Source organism: Pseudomonas sp. F01002 (genome assembly GCF_004402115.1).
GTDB lineage: Bacteria > Pseudomonadota > Gammaproteobacteria > Pseudomonadales > Pseudomonadaceae > Aquipseudomonas > Aquipseudomonas frigoris.
This window is the reverse complement of sequence record NZ_SOPU01000020.1, coordinates 52,141-68,464: the sequence shown is the minus strand read 5'-3', so window position 1 is coordinate 68,464 and position 16,324 is coordinate 52,141. Positions and strand designations below refer to the sequence as shown.

13 protein-coding genes and 2 tRNA genes are annotated in these 16,324 nt (G+C 60.7%); all 15 read left to right on the top strand.

Features of this window, described 5'->3' with window-relative positions; all coding sequences use genetic code 11:
- Positions 1-28 precede the first annotated feature (28 nt).
- The 15 genes from leuB to E3W21_RS17925 all read left to right on the top strand — a co-directional run bounded on the left by leuB (position 29) and on the right by E3W21_RS17925 (position 16,233).
- Positions 29-1,111: a 3-isopropylmalate dehydrogenase gene (gene leuB, locus E3W21_RS17995; RefSeq protein ID WP_129443012.1), complete on the top strand. Its 1,083-nt coding sequence runs from the start codon at positions 29-31 to the stop codon at positions 1,109-1,111.
- A gap of 69 nt (positions 1,112-1,180) precedes the next feature.
- Positions 1,181-2,293: an aspartate-semialdehyde dehydrogenase gene (gene asd, locus E3W21_RS17990; protein WP_129443014.1), complete on the top strand. Its 1,113-nt coding sequence runs from the start codon at positions 1,181-1,183 to the stop codon at positions 2,291-2,293.
- Between the two features lie 227 nt (positions 2,294-2,520).
- A complete protein-coding gene (locus E3W21_RS17985) occupies positions 2,521-3,531 on the top strand; it encodes an aspartate-semialdehyde dehydrogenase (RefSeq protein WP_129443016.1) in 1,011 nt (336 codons plus the stop codon).
- Between the two features lie 207 nt (positions 3,532-3,738).
- Positions 3,739-6,591 carry a FimV/HubP family polar landmark protein gene (locus E3W21_RS17980; RefSeq protein WP_134421318.1) on the top strand — a complete coding sequence of 951 codons (2,853 nt, stop codon included), beginning with the start codon at positions 3,739-3,741 and terminating at the stop codon, positions 6,589-6,591.
- A gap of 337 nt (positions 6,592-6,928) precedes the next feature.
- Complete coding sequence (gene truA, locus E3W21_RS17975; RefSeq protein ID WP_046047735.1) at positions 6,929-7,753, top strand: tRNA pseudouridine(38-40) synthase TruA; 825 nt, start codon at positions 6,929-6,931, stop codon at positions 7,751-7,753.
- Positions 7,754-7,816: 63 nt separating this feature from the next.
- Positions 7,817-8,437 carry a phosphoribosylanthranilate isomerase gene (locus tag E3W21_RS17970; RefSeq protein ID WP_134421317.1) on the top strand — a complete coding sequence of 207 codons (621 nt, stop codon included), beginning with the start codon at positions 7,817-7,819 and terminating at the stop codon, positions 8,435-8,437.
- A 182-nt stretch (positions 8,438-8,619) separates the two neighbouring features.
- The gene (gene accD / locus E3W21_RS17965; RefSeq protein WP_033061847.1) at positions 8,620-9,540 is read left to right on the top strand and encodes an acetyl-CoA carboxylase, carboxyltransferase subunit beta; all 921 of its coding nucleotides are present in this window, start codon (positions 8,620-8,622) and stop codon (positions 9,538-9,540) included.
- A complete protein-coding gene (gene folC, locus E3W21_RS17960; RefSeq protein ID WP_134421316.1) occupies positions 9,537-10,844 on the top strand; it encodes a bifunctional tetrahydrofolate synthase/dihydrofolate synthase in 1,308 nt (435 codons plus the stop codon). The genes accD and folC overlap by 4 nt, the downstream gene beginning before the upstream one ends.
- A complete protein-coding gene (locus E3W21_RS17955) occupies positions 10,828-11,487 on the top strand; it encodes an SPOR domain-containing protein (protein WP_129443024.1) in 660 nt (219 codons plus the stop codon). Before folC ends, E3W21_RS17955 begins: the two co-directional genes overlap by 17 nt.
- A gap of 98 nt (positions 11,488-11,585) precedes the next feature.
- Positions 11,586-12,146, top strand: a complete 561-nt coding sequence (locus E3W21_RS17950; protein WP_129443026.1) for a CvpA family protein — start codon at positions 11,586-11,588, stop codon at positions 12,144-12,146.
- 41 nt (positions 12,147-12,187) lie between these two features.
- Positions 12,188-13,693 (top strand): amidophosphoribosyltransferase, encoded by a 1,506-nt coding sequence (gene purF, locus E3W21_RS17945; protein ID WP_134421315.1) that lies wholly within the window; start codon positions 12,188-12,190, stop codon positions 13,691-13,693.
- A gap of 81 nt (positions 13,694-13,774) precedes the next feature.
- Entirely contained in the window at positions 13,775-14,986 is a 1,212-nt protein-coding gene (locus E3W21_RS17940; RefSeq protein WP_134421314.1) for an O-succinylhomoserine sulfhydrylase, read from the top strand.
- Positions 14,983-15,759 (top strand): SDR family oxidoreductase, encoded by a 777-nt coding sequence (locus tag E3W21_RS17935; protein WP_134421313.1) that lies wholly within the window; start codon positions 14,983-14,985, stop codon positions 15,757-15,759. The genes E3W21_RS17940 and E3W21_RS17935 overlap by 4 nt, the downstream gene beginning before the upstream one ends.
- A gap of 265 nt (positions 15,760-16,024) precedes the next feature.
- Positions 16,025-16,100 (top strand) — tRNA-Val (locus E3W21_RS17930).
- A 56-nt stretch (positions 16,101-16,156) separates the two neighbouring features.
- Positions 16,157-16,233: transfer RNA gene (locus tag E3W21_RS17925), tRNA-Asp, on the top strand.
- Positions 16,234-16,324: the final 91 nt, after the last annotated feature.

Genomic DNA, 16,324 nt, shown 5'->3' with positions numbered 1-16,324 from the left:
GCGCGCCGACTGATGACATGAGGAAAGCATGAGCAAGCAGATTCTGATTCTCCCAGGTGACGGTATTGGCCCGGAAATCATGGCCGAAGCGGTCAAGGTGCTGGAGCTGGCGAACGACAAGTACAGCCTGGACTTCGAACTGAGCCACGACGTCATCGGCGGCGCCGCCATCGACAAGCATGGCGTGCCATTGGCCGACGAAACCCTGGCCCGTGCGCGCGCAGCCGACGCTGTACTGCTGGGCGCCGTGGGCGGCCCGAAATGGGACACCATCGAGCGTGACATCCGCCCTGAGCGCGGCCTGCTGAAAATTCGTGCGCAACTGGGCCTGTTCGGCAACCTGCGTCCGGCGATCCTGTACCCGCAATTGGCCGAGGCTTCGAGCCTGAAGCCTGAAATCGTTGCTGGCCTGGACATCCTGATCGTCCGTGAACTGACCGGCGGCATCTACTTCGGCGCGCCACGCGGTACCCGCACCCTGGAAAACGGCGAGCGTCAGGCTTACGACACGCTGCCGTACAGCGAAAGCGAAATCCGCCGTATCGCCCGCGTCGGTTTTGACATGGCCATGGTGCGCGGCAAGAAGCTGTGCTCGGTGGACAAGGCCAACGTGCTGGCCTCCAGCCAGCTGTGGCGTGAAATCGTCGAGCAAGTGGCCAAGGATTACCCTGAAGTCGAACTGAGCCACATGTACGTCGACAACGCCGCCATGCAGCTGGTGCGCGCACCGAAGCAATTCGACGTGATCGTCACTGACAACCTGTTCGGCGACATTCTTTCCGACCAGGCGTCGATGCTTACCGGTTCCATCGGCATGCTGCCGTCGGCGTCGCTGGATACCAACAACAAAGGCATGTACGAGCCGTGCCATGGTTCGGCGCCGGACATCGCTGGCAAGGGCATTGCCAACCCGTTGGCGACCATTTTGTCGGTGTCGATGATGCTGCGTTACAGCTTCAATCTGCAGGATGCGGCCGATGCGATCGAGAAGGCCGTCAGTCTGGTATTGGACCAAGGCCTGCGTACTGGCGACATCTGGTCGGCCGGTTGCACTAAAGTCGGTACGCAGGAAATGGGCGACGCAGTAGTCGCCGCGCTGCGGAATCTGTAATCTCTCGGGCCCGCTGCAACTTTCACTCTTGAAAGCAGCGGCCCACTTTTTAAAGAAGGTGTAGTTGCGATGAAACGTGTAGGTCTGATCGGTTGGCGCGGTATGGTCGGTTCCGTGCTCATGCAGCGGATGCTGGAAGAGCAGGATTTCGATCTTATTGAGCCGGTGTTTTTCACCACTTCCAATGTCGGTGGCCAAGGCCCGTCCGTGGGCAAGGACATTGCTCCGCTCAAGGACGCTTACAGCATTGATGAGCTGAAAACCCTTGACGTGATTCTGACCTGCCAGGGTGGCGACTACACCAGCGAAGTCTTCCCGAAGCTGCGCGAAGCCGGCTGGCAGGGTTACTGGATCGACGCCGCTTCCAGCCTGCGCATGCAGGATGACGCGGTGATCGTGCTGGACCCGGTGAACCGCAAGGTCATCGACCAGCAGCTCGACGCGGGCACCAAGAACTACATCGGCGGCAACTGCACCGTCAGCCTGATGCTGATGGGCCTGGGTGGTCTGTTTGACGCCGGTCTGGTGGAGTGGATGAGCGCCATGACCTATCAGGCGGCCTCCGGTGCCGGCGCGCAGAACATGCGCGAACTGATCAAGCAAATGGGCGCGACCCACGCCGCTGTCGCCGATCAACTGGCCGACCCGGCCAGCGCGATCCTCGACATCGACCGCCGTGTGGCCGAAGCCATGCGCAGCGACGCGTACCCGACCGAAAACTTCGGCGTACCGCTGGCCGGCAGCCTGATCCCGTGGATCGACAAGGAACTGCCGAACGGTCAGAGCCGCGAAGAGTGGAAGGCCCAGGCCGAGACCAACAAGATCCTCGGTCGCTTCAAGAGCCCGATCCCGGTCGATGGCATCTGCGTGCGCATCGGCGCCATGCGCTGCCACAGCCAGGCGCTGACCATCAAACTGAACAAAGATGTGCCGATCGCCGATATCGAAGGGCTGATCAGCCAGCACAACCCTTGGGTCAAACTGGTGCCGAACAGTCGCGAAGCCAGCATTCAGGAACTGAGCCCGACGAAAGTCACCGGCACCCTGAACGTACCGGTTGGCCGTCTGCGCAAGCTGAACATGGGCACGCAGTACGTTGGCGCGTTCACCGTCGGCGACCAACTGCTGTGGGGCGCGGCCGAACCGCTGCGTCGCATGCTGCGGATCCTGCTTGAGCGTTGATCGATTGAAGCAATGAACGAACCCGTGCCTTGAAAGAGGTGCGGGTTTTTTCTTTTGGTATGTTCGTCGCCTGCAAAAAGATCGCAGCCTTCGGCAGCTCCTACATCGGCCGCGTGCAAACCCGATCCTGTAGGAGCTGCCGAAGGCTGCGATCTTTTGCTCTAAATTGCCGAACTGCCAACCACCCGGTAAAGTGCCGCTCCCCCCGTTTCGCCAGAGGTAGAACCATGAGCCAGTCCTTTGATATTGCCGTGATCGGCGCCACCGGAACTGTCGGCGAAACGCTCGTGCAGATTCTCGAAGAGCGCAACTTCCCGGTCGGCAATCTGCACCTGCTCGCCAGCAGCGAGTCGGCCGGGCATTCGGTGCCGTTTCGCGGCAAGAACGTGCGGGTGCGGGAAGTCGATGAGTTCGACTTCAGTAAAGTCCAGCTGGTGTTCTTCGCTGCCGGCCCGGCGGTAACCCTGAGTTTTGCTTCGCGTGCCACGGCGGCCGGTTGCTCGCTGATCGACCTGTCCGGTGCCTTGCCGGCTGATCAGGCGCCACAAGTCGTGCCTGAAGCCAATGCGCAGGTACTGGCCGGTTTGAAGAAACCGTTCCAGGTAAGCAGTCCAAGCCCTTCGGCCACCACACTGGCGGTCGTGCTGGCGCCGTTGCTCGGTTTGCTCGACCTGCAACGCATCAATTTGACCGCCAGTCTGGCCGTCTCCGCCCAGGGCCGCGAAGCTGTCACCGAGCTGGCACGGCAAACAGCCGAGTTGCTCAACGTGCGTCCGCTGGAGCCGACCTTCTTCGATCGGCAGATGGCCTTCAACCTGCTGGCGCAAGTAGGCAAGCCTGATGATCAGGGTCACACGCTGCTGGAAAAACGCCTGGTACGCGAGCTGCGCCAGGTCATGGCGCTGCCTTTATTAAAGATTTCCGTCACTTGCATTCAAGCCCCGGTGTTTTTTGGCGATAGCTTTAACGTGACCTTGCAGTCATCGAGCGACATCGACCTGGCAAAAGTCAACGCCGCCCTGGAAGACGCGCCCGGTATCGAGCTGGTGGAAGCCGGCGATTACCCGACGCCGGTAGGCGATGCGGTAGGGCAGGACGTGGTCTACGTTGGTCGGGTTCGCAACGGTATCGACGACCTGTCGGAACTAAATTTGTGGCTGACGTCAGATAACGTACGCAAAGGCGCAGCGCTCAATGCTGTGCAGGTGGCTGAATTGTTGATAAAAGACCTGCTGTAAAAGATACTTGGCAACAATTTGTCGAATGAATCCGGCCGGGCGCTATGCTTGGCCGGACTGCTGAAGGCGGGCTCCCTCCGGGGCTTTGCGTGGCATGAATGAAATGATCGCGTGCGACGACTCTTCGCCGCCGCGCGCAATGCCTTACGGCAGCGACTATCAACACCTTCTCGCTGGCCGAGGAATGTTCAAACAAAGGATGAGGCTATGGTTCAAGTTCGCAAACTGGTGTTAGCAATAGCGGCCGCCTCGGCGCTGTCCTCCGGTATGGCGCATGCCCTCGGGCTCGGGGAATTGACCCTGAAGTCGACGCTGAACCAGCCCCTGGTGGCGGAAATCGAGTTGCTCGACGTCAAGGACCTCACCGCTGCTGAAGTGGTGCCGAGCCTGGCTTCGCCCGCAGATTTCGCCAAAGCCGGTGTCGACCGCCAGGCGTTTCTCAATGACCTGACCTTTACCCCGGTGCTCAACGCCAGCGGCAAAAGCATCCTGCGTGTGACATCCAGCAAGCCACTCTCCGAACCCATGGTGAAATTCCTGGTTCAGGTGATGTGGCCCAACGGTCGTTTGCTGCGCGATTACAGCGTGCTGCTCGATCCGTCCAAATTCTCGCCGCAAACCGCTGATGCGGCCGCGCAGCCTGCACCGACGCAAACCGTCACCGCACCGGTGACCGGTGGCACCAAACCAACCCAATACACCACCGCGCCGCGCGATACCCTGTGGGAAATCGCTGCGAAGGCGCGCAATGGCGGCTCGGTCCAGCAAACCATGCTGGCCATCCAGGCGTTGAATCCGGATGCCTTTATCGATGGCAACATCAACCGGTTGAAAGCCGGTCAGGTGCTGCGTATGCCGGATCAGGCCCAGAGCGCCAGCCTGCCGCAACCGAATGCCGTTGCCGAAGTCTCCGCGCAGAACACCGCGTGGCGGCAGGGGCGTCGTTACGTGGCGAAGCCCGGGACCGGACAGCAGCAACTCGATGCCACCAAACGCGCTCGCGGCGAAGGCCCGTCGTCGCAAACGGCGACAGACAAACTGAGCCTGGTCTCTGCCGAGTCCGGCAAGGCCGGTGGCAAAGGCGCCGCGGGTGATGCCAAGAATTTGAGCAACAAGCTGGCCGTGACCCAGGAAAGCCTCGACACGACCCGTCGTGACAACGCCGAACTGAAAGGCCGCATGACCGATCTGCAAAGTCAGCTGGACAAGCTGCAACGTTTGATCGAACTGAAGAACAATCAACTGGCCAAGTTGCAGGCTGAAGGCGCGGCGGGTGCGCCGGCACCAGGTGCGACTGCTCCGGCAATGTCAGCCGAACTGGCGGCCAATCCTGCGGCAGCGCCTACGGAAGCGGCTCCGGCAACACCTGCACCAGAGGCTGCTGCGCCTGAGGCCACGCCGGCTTCGGTCGAGCAGCCAGTCGAGCCGACGCCGGCAGCATCCGACGATCAGCAATTCAAAGAACTGCTGACCAATCCGTGGCTACTGGGTCTGGCAGGTGGCGGTGCCGTGGTGGCGCTGTTCCTGCTGCTGTTGCTGGCGCGTCGCCGCAAAGCCCAGCAAGAAGCCGAGAAGCATTTGCGCATGGCCCGTGACTTGGCCGAGGAACAGGCGTTTTCCGCTGAACTCGACCTGCCAAAAGGCATCTTCGAAGACCTGGACGTGCCGCCGCCGAGCGTGAAGCTCGCTACCGCGCCAACCCCGACGCCACCGCCTGCACCAGCCCCGGCCCCCGCGCCGGTAATTGCTCCGGTTGTGGTAACGCCGCCGATCGCTGCGCCATTGATATCGCCTGCTGCCGAGCGCGATGACGACGTATTGAGCAAGGCGCAGTCGCACATCACTGCCGGTCGTCTGAATCAGGCGGCTGCCTTGCTGGAAGACGGGATCAAGCAAGAGCCGCAACGCAGTGACCTGCGCCTCAAGCTGATGGAAGTCTACGGTCAGCAAGGCGACCGCGATGCATTCGTTGCCCAGGAACGCCAACTGGTTGCCAACGGTGACAACTTTGCTCAGGTCGAAAAACTCAAGAGCCGCTTCCCGGCCATGGTCATTGCGGCAGCCGGTGGTATCGCAGCCGCTGCGATCGCTGCCGAACTGGACGCGCAATACGTCAAGGATTTGCTGCTGGACGAGCCTGAAGCGCCGGCACCGGCAGTGCCCGATGACTTCGACAGTGCCTTCGATTTGAGCCTGGATGATCTGGAATCTGCTTCTCCGGCAGGGGTTGCACCAGAGGCAGAAGCAGAGGCAGAGCCCGATGACTTCGACAGTGCCTTCGATTTGAGCCTGGATGATCTGGAAGCTGCCTCTCCGGCGGTGGTTGCACCAGAACCAGAACCAAAACCAGAGGCAGAGTCCGATGACCTCGACAGTGCCTTCGATTTGAGCCTGGATGATCTGGAAACTGCCTCTCCGGCAGTGGTTGCACCAGAACCAGAAGCAGAGCCAGTGTCTGCGGCTGAGCTGGACGAGTTCCCGCTGGACGACGACCTGAGCTTCGAGTCGGTGTTGCAGCAGCAGACCGACATCAAGGAAAACCTCGATGACCTATCGGACTTCGACCTGGATATGGATCTCGGTGGGGATGCCTCGCCGGCGACCCTGGCCGAAGACGACTTCCTGTTGAGTCTGGATGACGGCGTCAAGGACCTGGATTTACCTGCCGCTGAAACGCCGGCTGTTCCCGAGGTTGCGCTGGACGATCTGGAGCTGCCAGCCGATTTCGACCTGTCGCTGGCTGACGAAATGGACGCGCCAGACGCTCCGGACGCGTTTGCCGCCGAACTGGATGACGTCAACGCCGAGCTGGATCGTCTGTCCCAGAGTCTTGGCGAGCCGAGCTTCACGGCGGAAGACGCCATGGCCTCCGCGGCTGATGAGCCGGAATTCGATTTCCTTTCCGGCACTGACGAAGTCGCGACCAAACTCGATCTGGCCCAGGCCTACATCGACATGGGTGACGCCGACGGCGCCCGGGACATCCTCAATGAAGTGGTGACCGAGGGTGATGCAGGTCAGAAGAGCGAAGCCAAGGAGATGCTTTCGCGTCTGGCTTGATTGATCGGTAAGGCGTAAACAAAACGGCAGCCCATTGAGGCTGCCGTTTTTGTTTCAGCGGGGATGTGATGGGTCTGTCGGGCCGCTATCGTCGGAACGCCGCCCGGAGCAAGCTCGCTCCCACATTGGATCAGCGTTGCTCAAACTATTTGTGTTCGACGCCAATCCCTGTGGGAGCGAACTTGCTCCGGGCGGCGTTACGACGATGAGGCCATCACATTCAACGCTGTCTCGACTGTTGCACTGGTATCCCCGTCCGGCGGCCTTATAATGCCCGCCTTTGCGTACATCAGCAGGCTGTCACTCCTTGGCAAATATAGATAATCCGGCCGCCGAAATGGTGGCCGACGGCTTTTTCCGGATCGCATTGGGCGTTGAATACAAAGGCTCGCGCTATCGCGGCTGGCAGCGCCAGGCTTCCGGCGTACTCACCGTGCAGGAAACGCTCGAAAAGGCCTTGTCCAAAGTCGCCGATTCACCGGTGTCGCTGCTCTGCGCCGGGCGTACGGATGCCGGTGTGCATGCGTGCGGTCAGGTGGTGCATTTCGATACCCAGGTCGAGCGTTCGATGAAAGCCTGGGTCATGGGCGCCAATATCAATTTGCCTCACGACGTCAGTGTCAGCTGGGCCAAGGTCATGCCGGCGCATTTTCATGCGAGGTTCAAGGCGATTGCCCGGCGCTATCGCTACGTGATCTACAACGATCAGATCCGCCCGGCGCACCTGAACGAAGAAATCACCTGGAACCACCGTCCACTGGACGTCGAGCGCATGGCCGAGGCGGCGCAGTACCTGGTTGGCACCCACGACTTCAGCGCTTTTCGTGCCGGCCAGTGTCAGGCCAAGTCGCCGATCAAGGAGCTGCATCACCTGCGCGTCACGCGCCACGGCAAGATGATCGTGCTGGACATCCGCGCCAGCGCCTTCTTGCACCACATGGTGCGCAACATCGCTGGCGTGCTGATGACCATCGGTGCCGGCGAGCGCCCGGTGGAGTGGATGAAAGAAGTGCTGGAGAGCCGCATTCGCCGGTCCGGCGGGGTGACGGCGCATCCGTACGGCCTGTACCTGGTGCAGGTCGAGTACCGCGACGAGTTCGAATTGCCCGAGCGTTACATCGGGCCGCACTTCCTGACAGGCTTCTCGGAACTTGACGGCTGACGCCCTCGAACGCTTTTGTTACCATCCGGGACTTTCTCGGATTTACCTTGGGGTTCTATCGACATGTCGGCCGTTCGCAGCAAGATTTGTGGGATTACCCGCATAGAAGATGCGTTGGCAGCGGTCGAGGCCGGGGCTGATGCGATCGGATTTGTGTTCTACGCCAAAAGCCCACGGGCCGTGACGTTTCAGCAGGCGCGCTCGATCATCGAGGCGTTGCCGCCGTTCGTGACCACTGTAGGGTTGTTCGTCAACGCCAGCCGCTGCGAGCTGGGGGAAATCCTCGACGCCGTGCCGCTGGACCTGTTGCAGTTCCATGGCGACGAAACCGCAGCCGAGTGCGAAGGCTGGCACCGTCCGTACATCAAGGCGCTGCGGGTCAAGGTCGGTGACGATATCGCGGCTGCGTGCGATGCGTTTCCAAGTGCCAGCGGTATCCTGCTCGACGCCTACGTTGAAGGCGTACCCGGCGGAACCGGTGAGGCGTTTGACTGGTCTCTGATACCGCAAGGCTTGAGCAAACCGATCATCCTGGCGGGTGGCTTGACGCCGGACAACGTCGCCGAGGCGATTGCAAGGGTTCGGCCTTATGCCGTGGACGTCAGCGGTGGGGTAGAGGCGAGCAAGGGCATCAAGGATCACGCAAAGATTCAGGCATTCATTAAAGCGGTACGCAATAGCTGATGTGACGGCTGGCACACTGCCGCCGTCCACAGGCATGGCTGAGGGTTTTTGGGGTGTACGCAGGTCACGTTTAGCTGATCCGGCAACCCATCGATCATCGCCACACACATGAATTTAGCTCAAGGGCATACGCGGGGCTGCGAACCAGAGCGTTCGGGCCGCCGGTACTGGAGAAAGAAAGCATGAGCAACTGGTTAGTAGACAAACTGATCCCTTCGATCATGCGTTCCGAGGTCAAGAAGAGCTCGGTGCCTGAAGGTCTGTGGCACAAATGCCCGTCTTGCGAGGCTGTGCTGTATCGTCCGGAGCTGGAAAAGACCCTGGACGTTTGCCCCAAGTGCAACCACCACATGCGTATCGGCGCACGCGCCCGTATCGACATCTTCCTCGACGCCGAAGGCCGTGCCGAACTGGGCGCGGACCTGGAGCCGGTTGACCGTCTGAAATTCCGCGACGGCAAGAAGTACAAGGATCGCCTGACCGCTGCGCAGAAGCAGACCGGCGAAAAAGACGCACTGATCTCCATGAGCGGCTCCCTGTTGGGCATGCCGGTAGTGGTGTCGGCCTTCGAATTCTCCTTCATGGGTGGTTCGATGGGCGCCATCGTTGGTGAGCGTTTTGTTCGCGCCGCCAACTACGCGCTGGAAAACCGTTGCCCGATGATCTGCTTCGCCGCTTCCGGCGGTGCACGGATGCAGGAAGCCCTGATCTCCCTGATGCAAATGGCCAAGACCTCTGCGGTGCTGGCGCGTCTGCGTGAAGAAGGCATTCCGTTCATCTCCGTACTGACCGACCCGGTCTACGGCGGTGTTTCCGCTAGTCTGGCGATGCTTGGCGACGTGATTGTCGGTGAGCCGAAAGCCCTGATCGGCTTTGCCGGTCCGCGCGTCATTGAACAAACCGTGCGTGAAAAACTGCCGGAAGGCTTCCAGCGCAGCGAGTTCCTGCTGGAACACGGTGCGATCGACATGATCATTCATCGTCAGGAACTGCGTCCGCGTCTGGGCAATCTGCTGGCACAAATGATGGGCCTGCCGACGCCGAAATTCGTCGCCGCGCCAATCGAGCCAATCGTGGTTCCACCGGTGCCCGCCAACATATGATCGAACGTACCCTTGGCGAGTGGCTCGCCTACCTTGAGCAGTTGCACCCTTCGGCCATCGACATGGGCCTGGAGCGCTCGCAACAGGTAGCGTCCCGCATGGGACTGGGCAAACCGGCGCCTCGGGTGATCACGGTCACCGGCACCAACGGCAAAGGTTCTACCTGCGCATTCGTGGCTTCGTTGCTGCGGGCGCAGGGCCTGAACGTCGGTGTCTACAATTCTCCGCACCTGTTGCGTTACAACGAGCGGGTGCAGGTCAATGGCGTCGAAGCCACTGACGCCGAGCTGTGCGAAGCCTTTGCAGCGGTCGAGGCGGGCCGTGGCGACACATCCCTGACGTACTTCGAAATGGGCACCCTGGCGGCGTTCTGGCTGTTTCAGCACGCCAGTCTCGATGCGGTGGTGCTGGAAGTCGGGCTGGGCGGGCGTCTGGACACCGTCAATGTGGTCGATGCCGATATGGCGCTGGTCACCAGCATCGGTGTCGATCACGCGGATTATCTGGGTGATACCCGTGAATCCGTAGCGTTCGAAAAGGCCGGCATCTTCCGTCAGGGCGCGCCTGCGCTCTGTGGCGACCTGAATCCTCCACAACCTCTGCTGGATAAAGCGCGCGAGCTCAATTGCCCGTTTTTCCTGCGTGGGCGCGATTTTGACCTCGGCATCACCGATCACAACTGGCAATGGCTCGGTCTTGACGCTCAAGGGCGAGTGGTCGAGCTGCACGATTTGCCGTTGCTCGATCTACCGATGGAAAACGCCGCGCTGGCGTTGCAGGCTTACCTGTTGCTCGGGTTGCCTTGGGTGGATGCACAAATTATTGCAGCGCTGAAAGCCACTCGGGTGGTCGGTCGCCTCGATCGCCGTCAGTTCGACTGGCAGGGCACGCGCCTGAACCTGTTGCTGGACGTGGGGCATAACCCCCATGCGGCAGAGTATCTGGCTCGCCGTCTGGCCAGCCGTCCACCGGCCGGCAAGCGTCTGGCGGTGTTCGGACTGTTGGCGGACAAGGATCTGGATGGTGTTGTCGGTGAATTGAATGCTAGTGTCCAGCAATGGGCCGTCGCGCCGCTGGATTCACCGCGAGCACGCCCGGTTGCCGATTTGCACGCGGCGTTGCAGAACCTTGGCGCCTCGGTAACGTCCTATGACAGCGTGGCCGCCGCCCTGGAAGGGCAGTGCGCGCTGGCGACGAGCGACGACGAGATTCTGTTGTTCGGATCATTTTATTGTGTCGCCGAGGCCCTTGAATGGCTGGCCCGGCGCTCCACGGAGGAAGCGGCAAATGGCATTGCTGGATAAGGCATACAAGCAGCGCATGGTTGGCGCCCTGGTTCTGGTGGCGCTGGCGGTGATTTTCCTGCCGATGCTGTTTTCCCGTCAGGATGAACAGCGTCAAGTGACGGTTGAAGCCCCGGCTGCGCCGCAAGCGCCTGCGGTGCCGCAAGTTCAGGTCGAGCCGGTGGTGGTGCCTGAGCCGCAAGCGCTGCCTCAGGAACCTGTGCCGAGTGATGATGAAATCGCTCAGCAAGAAGCACCGATCACACCGATTGCCCCAAGTGCCCCGGTTGCGCCTGCACCTGCCGCCAAACCGGTCGCGCCAGCACCTGCGCCGGTCAACAAACCAACGGTTGCACCTAGCCAGCCCATCACGGCTGCACCGGGCAAGCCGGACACGACTCAAAGCCGCGTCGATGCCAATGGCCTGTCGGTCAGCTGGTCGGTGCAACTGGCCAGTCTGACTAGCCGCGCAAGTGCAGAAAGCCTGCAGAAATCCCTGCGCAGCCAGGGCTACAACGCCTACATTCGTACTGCCGACGGCAAGAATCGGGTGTTTGTCGGACCGCTGATCGAACGTGCAGAAGCCGATCGTCTGCGTGACTTGTTGGGTCGCCAGCAGAACCTCAAGGGTTTTGTGGTGCGTTTCCAGCCTGAGCGTGGTTAAAACTATCGACCCGATTTGAAATGCACTGACAATCGCAGCTTACCGATAGCCATGCGCTCTGCTAAAATGCGCCGCCTTATCCGTCTGTAGGCTGCACTGTGCCATTTACCTGGGTTGATTGGGCGATCGTTGCAATCGTCGCCATCTCCGCTTTGATCAGTCTGAGCCGCGGCTTCGTCAAAGAAGCACTGTCGCTGGTGACCTGGATCATCGCAGGAGTCGTCGCCTGGATGTTCGGTGGTTCATTGTCCGAGTACCTCGCCGGATACATCCAAACGCCGTCGGCCCGTGTGATCACGGGCTGTGCCATCATGTTTGTCGCCACGTTAATCGTAGGCGCAATGATCAATTATCTTATCGGCGAATTGGTTCGCGTCACCGGGTTGTCCGGGACCGATCGATTCCTCGGCATGGCCTTCGGCGCCGCGCGTGGCGTGTTGCTGGTGGTCGTGGCGGTCGGGCTGTTGAGCCTGGGGCCGGTACAGCAGGACGGGTGGTGGCAAGAGTCACAGCTCGTGCCAAAATTTCTATTGGTCGCAGATTGGTCCAAAAACCTGATTCTCGGGTGGAGCAGTCAGTGGCTTGCCAGCGGTATCAGCGTACCCGCTGAGATACCGTTCAAGGAGCACCTCTTGCCGATGGTCAAAACGCCTCAGTGAGTTGTGTTCAGTTCAGATCCATTAAGTAGGGGTTGCGTCGCATGTGTGGCATCGTCGGTATCGTCGGTAAGTCGAACGTCAATCAGGCGCTGTATGACGCGCTAACCGTCCTCCAGCACCGCGGCCAGGACGCTGCCGGTATCGTGACCAGCCATGATGGCCGGTTATTCCTGCGCAAGGACAATGGCCTGGTGCGTGACGTGTTCCATCAACGTCACATGCAGCGCCTGGTCGGTCACATGGGTATTGGCCATGTGCGTTACCCGACCGCGGGCAGTTCGACCTCGGCCGAAGCCCAACCGTTTTACGTCAACTCGCCTTACGGCATCACCCTGGCGCATAACGGTAACCTGACCAACGTTGAACAGCTGGCCAAGGAGATTTACGAATCTGACCTGCGCCACGTCAACACCAATTCCGATTCGGAAGTGCTGCTCAACGTGTTCGCTCACGAACTGGCCCAGCGCGGCAAGTTGCAGCCCACCGAAGAAGACGTGTTCGCGGCCGTTACTGACGTGCACAACCGTTGCGTCGGTGGTTACGCGGTCGTGGCGATGGTGACCGGTTACGGCATCGTCGGTTTCCGTGATCCGCACGGCATCCGCCCGATCGTCTTCGGTCAGCGTCACACCGACGAAGGCGTCGAGTACATGATCGCTTCCGAAAGCGTCTCTCTGGACGTGCTCGGTTTCACCCTGATTCGCGATCTGGCACCGGGCGAAGCGGTCTACATCACTGAAGACGGCAAGCTGCACACCCGTCAGTGTGCGACCAACCCGTCCCTGACCCCGTGCATCTTCGAACACGTGTACCTGGCGCGTCCGGACTCGATCATCGACGGCGTGTCGGTCTATAAAGCACGCCTGCGCATGGGCGAAAAACTCGCCGAGAAGATTCTGCGCGAGCGTCCAGAACACGACATCGACGTGGTCATCCCGATTCCGGACACCAGCCGCACCGCGGCCCTGGAGCTGGCGAACCACTTGGGCGTCAAGTTCCGCGAAGGCTTCGTGAAGAACCGCTACATCGGCCGGACCTTCATCATGCCGGGCCAGGCTGCACGGAAAAAATCCGTACGCCAGAAGCTCAACGCCATCGAGCTGGAATTCCGCGGCAAGAACGTGATGCTGGTGGACGACTCCATCGTTCGCGGCACCACCTGCAAGCAGATCATCCAGATGGCCCGCGAAGCCGGCGCCAAGAACGTTTATTTCTGCTCCGCGGCACCGGCCGTTCGCTACCCGAACGTCTACGGCATCGACATGCCGAGCGCTCACGAGCTGATCGCGCACAACCGTTCGACCCAGGACGTGGCTGATCTGATCGGCGCCGACTGGTTGATCTATCAGGACCTGCCTGACTTGATCGAAGCGGTCGGTGGCGGCAAGATCAAGATCGAGAAGTTCGATTGCGCGGTGTTCGACGGCCAGTACGTCACCGGCGACGTCGACGAGGCTTATCTGAACAAGATCGAGCAGGCACGTAATGATGTCTCCAAGGTCAAGACGCAGGCAGTCAGTGCGATCATTGATCTGTATAACAACTGAGTAACTACCGGCCCCTTGGGGCCGGTTTTGTATCTACTAAAAGAATTCTTATTTATAAAAACCGGGGCAAGGAGTGACAGCATGAGTCAGGATTGGGATGCCGGTCGGCTGGACAGCGACCTCGAAGGCGTAGCGTTCGACACCCTGGCCGTACGCGCCGGTCAGCACCGCACGCCGGAAGGCGAACACGGTGATCCGATGTTCTTCACTTCCAGCTACGTATTCCGTACCGCCGCCGACGCGGCCGCACGTTTTGCCGGTGAAGTGCCGGGCAACGTTTACTCGCGCTACACCAACCCGACCGTGCGCGCGTTCGAAGAGCGCATTGCCGCGCTGGAAAGCGCCGAGCAAGCCGTGGCCACGGCGACCGGCATGGCCGCGATCATGGCGGTGGTGATGAGCCTGTGCAGCGCCGGCGACCACGTGCTGGTGTCGCGCAGCGTATTCGGTTCGACCATCAGTCTGTTCGAGAAGTACTTCAAACGCTTTGGCATTGAAGTCGATTACGTGCCCCTGGCGGACTTGTCCGGTTGGGATGCGGCGATCAAGGCCAACACCAAGTTGCTGTTCGTCGAATCGCCGTCCAACCCGTTGGCCGAGCTGGTGGACATCGCCGAACTGTCGAAAATCGCTCACGCCAAAGGCGCGATGCTGGTGGTCGACAACTGCTTCTGCACCCCAGCGTTGCAGCAGCCGCTGAAGATGGGCGCGGACATCGTCGTGCACTCGGCGACCAAGTTCATCGACGGCCAGGGCCGTTGCATGGGCGGTGTTGTGGCCGGTCGCAGCGAGCAGATGAAAGAAGTCGTCGGTTTCCTGCGGACTGCCGGGCCGACCCTGAGCCCGTTCAACGCCTGGATCTTCCTCAAGGGCCTGGAAACGCTGAGCCTGCGCATGAAGGCGCACTGTGCCAATGCCCAGCAACTGGCCGAATGGCTGGAGCAGCAGGAAGGCATCGAGAAAGTCCATTACGCCGGTCTCAAAAGCCATCCGCAGCACGAGTTGGCCGTGCGTCAGCAGAAAGGCTTTGGTGCGGTCGTGAGTTTCGAGGTCAAGGGCGGCAAAGAGGGCGCCTGGCGCTTTATCGACGCGACCCGTTTGATTTCCATCACCGCCAACCTCGGTGACAGCAAAACCACCATTACGCACCCAAGCACCACCTCTCACGGCCGTCTGGCGCCGCAAGAGCGTGAAGCAGCGGGCATTCGTGACAGTCTGATCCGCATCGCGGTCGGTCTGGAAGACGTGGCTGACCTGCAAGCCGATCTGGCGCGCGGGTTGGCTGCCTTGTGATCGAGTTGTCCGCGCCAGGCACTGGCACCAACGGCCGCGTTGCACTGGTCACGGGTGCTGCGCGGGGCATTGGTCTGGGGATCTCGGCCTGGCTGATCAGCGAAGGCTGGCAAGTGGTGCTGACTGATCTTGATCGAGTACGCGGCTCGAAAGTGGCGAAGGTGCTCGGCGACAACGCCTGGTTCATCGCCATGGACGTCTCGAACGAAGGGCAGGTGGCGTTGGGCGTCGCCGAGGTGCTGGGGCAGTTCGGGCGTCTGGATGCGCTGGTGTGCAACGCGGCGGTTGCCGATCCGCACAACATCACCCTTGAAAGCCTTGATCTGGCGTACTGGAATCGGGTGCTGGCAGTGAATCTCAGCGGGCCGATGCTGTTGGCCAAGCACTGTACGCCTTACCTGCGCGCTCACAGCGGCGCAATCGTCAACCTGGCCTCGACCCGCGCCGGGCAGTCGGAGCCCGACACCGAGGCTTATGCGGCGAGCAAGGGCGGCCTGTTGGCCCTGACTCATGCCTTGGCCATCAGCCTCGGGCCGGAAATTCGCGTCAATGCGGTCAGCCCCGGCTGGATCGATACACGGGATCCTTCCGCACGTCGTGCCGAACCGCTGACCGATGCCGATCATGCCCAGCACCCGGCGGGCAGGGTAGGGACGGTCGAGGACGTGGCGGCGATGGTCGCCTGGCTGTTGTCGAAGAACGCCGGTTTTGTCACGGGCCAGGAGTTCGTGGTCGATGGCGGCATGACCAAGAAGATGATTTACAGCGAGTAATAGGGTGGGGCGCTGTCTCCAGCATTGATGTTGAATGTGCCGCCGTCTTCGCGAGCAAGTCGAATCGTCGCACCGCCGCTCCCACAGTTGATTTTCGTCGAGCGCAGAACTGATGCTCACTGCAGAACCCCTGTGGGAGCGGGCTTGCTCGCGAAAGCGGTCTGACAGCGTAAGACACGATTTTGTCTTTTTCAGAAAAACTTCAAGCGGGGTATTGACTTAGCTTCGGTACCTGCGTAAATTTCGCGGCCTCGGAGATGCAAACGGGTGATTAGCTCAGCTGGGAGAGCGTCTGCCTTACAAGCAGAATGTCGGCGGTTCGATCCCGTCATCACCCACCACTTCCGAGAGTCTTNGCGAAAGCAAGATGGAAGCTTTTAAAAGCCTCCACCGACGCGCAGCGGTAGTTCAGTCGGTTAGAATACCGGCCTGTCACGCCGGGGGTCGCGGGTTCGAGTCCCGTCCGCTGCGCCATATTTTCCGAGTCAGGTTTATTCTGGTTCGAGATTGAAAGCCTCGAAGCTTTCAGTCAGACGAGTTACTTGGACGCAAGTCCAAAGCGATA